Source organism: Dactylosporangium sp. NPDC005572 (assembly GCF_040605515.1).
Lineage (GTDB): Bacteria > Actinomycetota > Actinomycetes > Mycobacteriales > Micromonosporaceae > Dactylosporangium.
The window spans coordinates 41,831-48,337 of sequence record NZ_JBEXCY010000078.1 but is presented as its reverse complement, the minus strand read 5'-3'; the positions used below and the strand labels follow the sequence as shown (position 1 = coordinate 48,337).

General features: G+C 75.1%; 7 protein-coding genes. 5 read left to right on the top strand and 2 right to left on the bottom strand.

The window, feature by feature from the left end; all coding sequences use genetic code 11:
- Both ABZS66_RS31385 and ABZS66_RS31380 read left to right on the top strand, forming a co-directional pair.
- Positions 1-447: nitronate monooxygenase (locus tag ABZS66_RS31385; RefSeq protein ID WP_354763967.1), on the top strand; the 447-nt coding region annotated here is incomplete at its 5' end.
- Positions 448-524: 77 nt separating this feature from the next.
- The gene (locus tag ABZS66_RS31380) at positions 525-2,363 is read left to right on the top strand and encodes a M14 family zinc carboxypeptidase (protein ID WP_354763965.1); all 1,839 of its coding nucleotides are present in this window, start codon (positions 525-527) and stop codon (positions 2,361-2,363) included.
- 16 nt (positions 2,364-2,379) lie between these two features.
- Here ABZS66_RS31380 and ABZS66_RS31375 read toward each other — a convergent pair whose 3' ends face one another.
- On the bottom strand, positions 2,380-3,822 hold the full coding sequence (locus ABZS66_RS31375) for a sensor histidine kinase (RefSeq protein ID WP_354763963.1): 1,443 nt from the start codon (positions 3,820-3,822) through the stop codon (positions 2,380-2,382).
- Here ABZS66_RS31375 and ABZS66_RS31370 point away from each other — a divergent pair.
- Positions 3,809-4,045: a hypothetical protein gene (locus ABZS66_RS31370; RefSeq protein WP_354763961.1), complete on the top strand. Its 237-nt coding sequence runs from the start codon at positions 3,809-3,811 to the stop codon at positions 4,043-4,045. The two genes, ABZS66_RS31375 and ABZS66_RS31370, sit on opposite strands and share 14 nt — an antisense overlap.
- A 287-nt stretch (positions 4,046-4,332) precedes the next feature.
- On the opposite strand, the gene ABZS66_RS31365 is transcribed toward ABZS66_RS31370, so the two are convergent.
- On the bottom strand, positions 4,333-4,647 hold the full coding sequence (locus ABZS66_RS31365; RefSeq protein WP_354763959.1) for a DUF6223 family protein: 315 nt from the start codon (positions 4,645-4,647) through the stop codon (positions 4,333-4,335).
- A 152-nt stretch (positions 4,648-4,799) separates the two neighbouring features.
- Here ABZS66_RS31365 and ABZS66_RS31360 point away from each other — a divergent pair, with 152 nt between their 5' ends.
- Together ABZS66_RS31360 and ABZS66_RS31355 are read left to right on the top strand one after the other, a co-directional pair.
- Positions 4,800-5,852: a histidine kinase gene (locus ABZS66_RS31360; protein ID WP_354763957.1), complete on the top strand. Its 1,053-nt coding sequence runs from the start codon at positions 4,800-4,802 to the stop codon at positions 5,850-5,852.
- Complete coding sequence (locus tag ABZS66_RS31355) at positions 5,849-6,499, top strand: response regulator transcription factor (RefSeq protein WP_354763955.1); 651 nt, start codon at positions 5,849-5,851, stop codon at positions 6,497-6,499. Before ABZS66_RS31360 ends, ABZS66_RS31355 begins: the two co-directional genes overlap by 4 nt.
- Positions 6,500-6,507 lie beyond the last annotated feature (8 nt).

The window sequence follows — 6,507 nt, the reverse complement described above, 5'->3', positions numbered from 1 at the left end:
GGGGACGGGCGCGGGGTCGCCGCGGCGCTGGTGCTCGGGGCGGCCGGGGCGCTCATCGGCACCCGCTTCCAGGCCACCGCGGAGGCCCTGGCCGACCCGGCGACCGTCGCGGCCATCGTCGCGGCGAGCGGCGACGACACCGAACGGAACCGGGTGCTCGACATCGCCCGCGGGTCGGCCTGGCCCGCGCGGTACACCGCCCGCACCCTCGGCCATCCGTATCTCGACCGCTGGCGCGGGCGCGAGGCCGAGCTGGCCACGGAGCCCGGTGCGCTCGCGGGGTACGCGGACGACGTCGCCCGCGGCGCGGTGCCGGCGCTGCCGCGGTGGGCCGGCGAGGCGGCCGGCCTGGTCACCGACGTGCCCTCCGCGGCCGACCTGGTCCCGGCCCTGGCCGCACAGGCGGAGGCGGCCCTGACCCGCGTCGTTGATCGTCGATGTTATTGAAAAGACGTATGTTGATATGACCATGCGGTGGGTGGTCCTCTGGAGCTCTCGTGCACCTCCACATCCAAGGAGGCTTGATGAGCCACACCACCCGGAGGCTCTCCATTCCCCTCGCCCTCGTCCTGGCCGGCGCCCTCCTGGTCGCCCCCGGCCGGGCGAGCGCCGATCCCGCCGAGACCGCCGGCGCGTACGTCGTGAGCGACGTGCGGACCCTGGACGACCGCAACCGCATCGCCGCCACCGGCGCGTCGCTCGACGGTGTCGAGCACGGCGTCGCCGACATCACCGCGACGCCGTCCGAGGTGGCGCTGCTGCGCCAGCAGGGCTTCACCGTCACCCGCGCCCTGCGCGCCGCGACCCCGCCCGGACCGCCGACGATCCTCGACTTCCCGTCGGCCGACTCGCTGTACCACAACTACAGCGAGATGGTCGCCGAGCTCAACGCGGCCGCGACCAGCTACCCGGCGATCCTGCGCAAGACCAGCCTCGGCACGTCGTATGAGGGCCGCGACATCCCGGTCATCAAGATCTCCGACAACGTCGCGACCGACGAGAACGAGCCCGAGGTGCTCTACACGGCGCATCAGCACGCCCGTGAGCACCTCACCGTCGAGATGGCGCTGTACCTCATCCGCCAGCTCACCGACGGCTACGGCACCGACGCGCGGATCACCAGCGTCGTCAACTCGCGCGAGATCTGGATCGTGCCGGACATGAACCCCGACGGCGGCGAGTACGACATCGCCACCGGCTCCTACCGCTCGTGGCGCAAGAACCGCCAGCCGAACAGCGGCAGCAGCAACGTGGGCACCGACCTCAACCGCAACTGGGGCTACAACTGGGGCTGCTGCGGCGGGTCGTCGGGCACCACCAGCTCCGAGACCTACCGCGGCCCGTCGGCGTTCTCCGCGCCGGAGACCCAGCGGGTGCGCGACTTCGTGCTGGGCCGCCGCGTCGGCGGAGTGCAGCAGATCAAGACGCACATCGACTTCCACACGTACGGCAGGCTCGTGCTCTGGCCGTTCGGCTACACGACCGCCAACACCGCGCCCGGCCTGGACGCCGACCAGGAGGCGACGTTCCGCACGCTCGGCGTCCAGATGGCCGGCACCAACGGCTACACGCCCGAGCAGGCGAGCGACCTGTACATCACCGACGGCTCGATCGACGACTGGCTGTGGGGCAACCAGGGCATCTGGTCCTACACCTTCGAGATGTACCCCGGCTCGTCGGGCGGCGGCGGCTTCTACCCGCCGGACGAGGTGATCGCCGCGCAGACCGCGCTGAACCGCGAGGCCAGCCTCCAGATCGCCGAGTACGCCGACTGCCCGTACCGCGTCATCGGCAAGGAGGCACAGTACTGCGGGGTCGCCGGCACGACGGTCTGGTCCGACACCTTCGAGACCGCCCTGGGCTGGGTGACGAACCCGAACGGCACCGACACCGCGACGAGCGGCGCGTGGGAGCGCGGTGACCCGGAGGCGACGGACTCGAGCGGCCCGAAGCAGCTGGGCACCACGGCCGGCGGCACGAACGACCTGGTGACCGGGCGGCTCGCCGGCTCCAGCGCCGGCGCCAACGACATCGACGGCGGCACGACCAGCGTGCGGTCCCCGAGCATCACCCTGCCGGCGAGCGGGACGCTGACGCTGTCGTACTCCTGGTACCTCGGCCACGGCAGCAACGCGTCCTCGGCCGACTTCCTGCGCGTCAGCGTCGTGACCGCCGGCGGTACCACGGTCCTGTCCACGGTGGCCGGCGCGGCCAGCGACCGGGACGCGGCCTGGGCGACGGCGAGCGCCAGCCTCACCCCGTACGCGGGCCAGAGCGTCCAGATCCTGATCGAGGCGGCCGACGCCTCGACCGCGAGCCTGGTCGAGGCCGGCGTCGACAACGTCACGATCGTCCAGTCCTGAGCACCAACCTGAGCGCTTAGGCGTGCGGAGCCCTGGATCGCGGGTCCAGGGCTCCGCTCGCCGGTTCCCCGGGCGGCTCGTCGAGGGGCAGCTCGGCCCACAGGCGGGTGCCCTGCCCGGGTGGGCTGTCGACGGTCAGCACGCCGCCCAGCGCCTCGACCCGATCGCTCAGACCGATCAGGCCGGTGCCGCGCCGCAGGTTCGCCCCGCCGATGCCGTCGTCGTGGACCCACAGGTGCAGCGCCCCGCCGTGGACGCGGGCGCCGACCTCGACGGCGCCGGCGTGCGCGTGCTTGGCGGCGTTCGTCAGCGCCTCCGCCACCACGTAGTAGGCGGCGATCTCGACCGGTTCGGGCAGGCGCCCGTCCACGTTGACGTCGACCACCACCGGGAGGGCGGAGCGGCGGGCCAGGGTGCGCAGCGCCGGTCGCAGGCCGCCGCCGGTCAGCATGGCCGGGTGCACGCCGCGGGTCAGCTCACGCATGTCGTCGGAGGTCTCGCGCAGCCCGTCCGCGATCGTGGCCAGCTCCCGGCGCAGCTGCGGCAGCTCGTCCGGCACGCTCGCCTCGGCCCGGCGGACCTCCAGCCCGAGCGAGACGAGCCGCTGCTGGACGCCGTCGTGCAGGTCCCGCTCGAGCCGGCGGCGGGCCAGGTCGGCGGCGAGCACCAGGCGGGTCCGCGACGCGACGAGGGCGGCGCTCTCGGCGAGGGTGAGCGCCTGGCGGACGACCAGCAGCAGGATGACGACGGCCGCGGCGACGATCTCGACGCGGTCCATCGGCATCCCCCGGACGAACTGCCAGATGAGCAGCAGCCCGGCGGCGGCGACCGGGATGTACGGCAGCAGCAGGTGGCCCCAGCGGACATGCCGGCGCACCGGCGGTACCGGCGTGTCCCGGGTCGGGGTGAGCGCGGCGACGGCGACGAGCGCGTGCCCGGCGATGAACCCGGCGTCGGCCGGCGGCGGGACGCTCTGCGCGCCCGAGGACACCAGGTAGGCGAAGAAGCTGTCGGAGAACGCCAGACAGAACAGCCCGGCGCCGAGGAAGATCAGCTGGGTCCGGTTCGCGGCCGGCGCCGCCGCGGCGACGAGCAGGATGACGATGACGGCCAGCAGCAGGTCGGTGATGGGGTACGCGATCGCGACGGTGTACGCCAGCGGGGTGGCGGCGCCGGCCCGCACCACCGACCCGAGCGAGGTGCTCCAGGTGAGCACGAACAGCGCGCCCACGACGACGAGCCCGTCGAGGATGATGACCGCCAGCCCCGGCCGGCGCCGCAGCCCGCCCGGCACGGGACGGTCGGCGGCCAGGACGATGATGGCCGCGAGGGCCAGGATCGGCAGGGTGAGGTAGCCCGCGTCGGCCGGTGACGGGGACGGCAGCCCGACGCCGCGGAACAGCCGGTACCACGACCACACCAGCTGGCCGATCGTCCAGCCGCAGGTGGCGGCGCCCATCCAGAGCCGCCACCAGCGCTGCGCGCCGGAGTGCCGGGCGGCGGTGGTCCAGCAGGCGAGCGTCGCGGCGAGCGCCGCGGTCAGCTGCCCGGCGTCGTCGAGGACCGCCGACCACCACGGGCTCAGCCACCCGGAGCTGGCGAGACCGACGACGGCGGCGACCGCGACGGCGGCGATCGTGAGCGGCGAGAAGCGTACAAGACGAGAAATCGGTGCATCCTGACCGAAGGTGATCAGCGCGACATGTCGGTCACGGTACCGCCGCCGCCGGGGTCCTGCCCGGCCCGCGGCGCCGGGATCACCCGAGGCTCACCCGGGTCGGTTTCCCGGCCGGCGCCGGCCACCGTCACACCGCGCCCGACCGTGCGGGCAGGCCCCGGCCGGTGACCCGGCAGGTGACCTGGCAGGTGACCAGGTGACCCGGGCGGCCGCCGCCGAGCGCCTGGCCGCCCCCGTCCTGCCGGTCGACCGGTACGTCGCCCGCGCCCGCCAGGCGCTCGGCGGCTGACCTCAGGCGGTCCGGCGGGCCCGCACCCCCAGGACGACGGCGACCAGGCCGAACACCACGGCGGCGTAGCCGCCGACGATGCCGTTGCCGGTGCCCGGCCCGCCGTCCGCGGTGACGATGATCAGGGCGCCGACGACCACGCCGACCGCGCCCGCGGCCAGGGCGACCGTGCCGTTGCGGCGCCGGTTGCGCCGGGCCAGGGCGCCCGCGACCGTGCCGGCCAGGGCCACCAGGGCGCCGGCCGTCGCCACGACCCGGTCGAGGGTGAGGGAGTACGCGCCGACGGGGTCGGCGGCGAGCAGATCGATGAAGGACATGACCCCATGCTGTTCGCCGGCCCGGCGCGGCGCGTCGTGCCGATGCGGACTCTTCCCGCTGCCGCGGCCGCGGGCGGCTACTGCGGGCGCAGCAGGCGCCGCTCGTCCCCGCGCACGAGTCGCCGCGGCGGGCGGGCCGCTATCGTGCCGCCATGGGGGACTGGCTGATCGCGGTCGGGGTGGCGGCGATCCTCGTCGTGGCGGGGCTCTCCGCCGAGGGCTCCGCCGCCGGGTACGTGCTGCTCGCGGCGGGCGGGCTGGCGCTGGCCGCGCGCCGCAGGGCGCCCGTCGCCGTCCTCGTCGTCACCGGGGCGTGCGCGGTCGGCTACCAGGCGGCCGGGTTCGACGTGTTCGCGGTGGCGTACCTGGTCGCCGTGTACGGCGCGGTCCGGGCCGGGCACCGGGTCACCACGATCGTGGCGAGCGTGGTGATGCTGGCCGCGCTGCCGGTCGCGGCGATGGTCTCGGGCCTGCCGGCCGGCGAGGCCTTCACCCGGGCCAGGGGAGTCCTGGAGATCGCCTGGCTGCTCGCCGCCGGCGCGGCGGGGGAGGCGCTGCGGCAGGCGGAGCGCCGGGCCGACGAGGCCGAGCGCACCCGCGAGGAGAGCGCGCGGCGGCGGGCCGGCGAGGAGCGGCTGCACATCGCCCGCGAGCTGCACGACACGCTGACCCACCAGATCTCCGTGATCAAGGTGCAGGCGGAGGCGGCGGTACACCTGGCGCAGAAACGCGGCGACGACGTGCCCGACGCCCTCCTGGCCATCCGCGACGCCGGCCGGGAGGCGGCCCGTGAGCTGCGGGCGACCCTGGAGGCGCTGCGCGACGACGACGGCGCCCCGCCGTGCGGGATCGACCAGGTGCCGGAGCTGGCCCGGCGGGCCGGCGCGAGCCTGACCGTCGAGGGCGCGCCGGCGGACGTGCCGGTCGCCGTGGACCGCACCGCGTACCGCATCGTGCAGGAGGCGCTGACCAACGTCGCCCGGCACGCGCGGGCGGCCGGCGCCGCGGTCCGGATCGAGTTCCGCCCCGGCGCCGTGGTCGTCCAGGTCGACGACGACGGTGTCGGCGGCGAGCCGGTCCCCGGCGTGGGGCTGCTCGGCATGCGCGAGCGCGTGACGGCACTCGGCGGCCGCCTCCGGGCGGGCCCGCGCGACGAGGGCGGCTTCCGCGTCCGCGCCGAGCTTCCGGTCGACGGTACCGCGTGATCCGCGTCCTGCTGGTCGACGACCAGCCGCTGATCCGCAGCGGGTTCCGCGCCCTGCTGGACGCCGAGGACGACATCGAGGTGGTCGCCGAGGCCGGCGACGGCGCCGCGGGCGTGGCCCTGGCCCGCGCGCACCGCCCCGACATCGCCCTGGTCGACGTCCAGATGCCGGGCGTGGACGGCATCGAGGCGACCCGCCGCATCGCGGGCGACCCGGCCCTGGCCGCGGTGCACGTGGTGATCCTGACGAACTACGGCCTGGACGAGTACGTGTTCCACGCGCTGCGGGCGGGCGCGGCCGGCTTCCTGGTCAAGGACATCCTCCCGGAGGACTTCCTGCACGCGATCCGCGTCGCCGCGCGGGGCGACGCGCTGCTGGCCCCGTCGATCACCCGCAAGCTGATCGACCGGTACGTGACGGGCCCGCTCCCGTCGAACGAGGCCGCCCTGAGCCGCCTGACCAACCGCGAGCGGGAGGCGGTGGCCCTGGCCGCCCAGGGCCTGTCGAACGACGAGATCGCCGCGCGGATGGTGATCAGCCCGGTGACGGCGAAGACCCACCTGAACCGTGCGATGACCAAGCTGCACGCCCGCGACCGCGCCCAGCTGGTGGTGATCGCCTACGAGTCCGGACTGGTCCGGCCCTGAGGTATTGC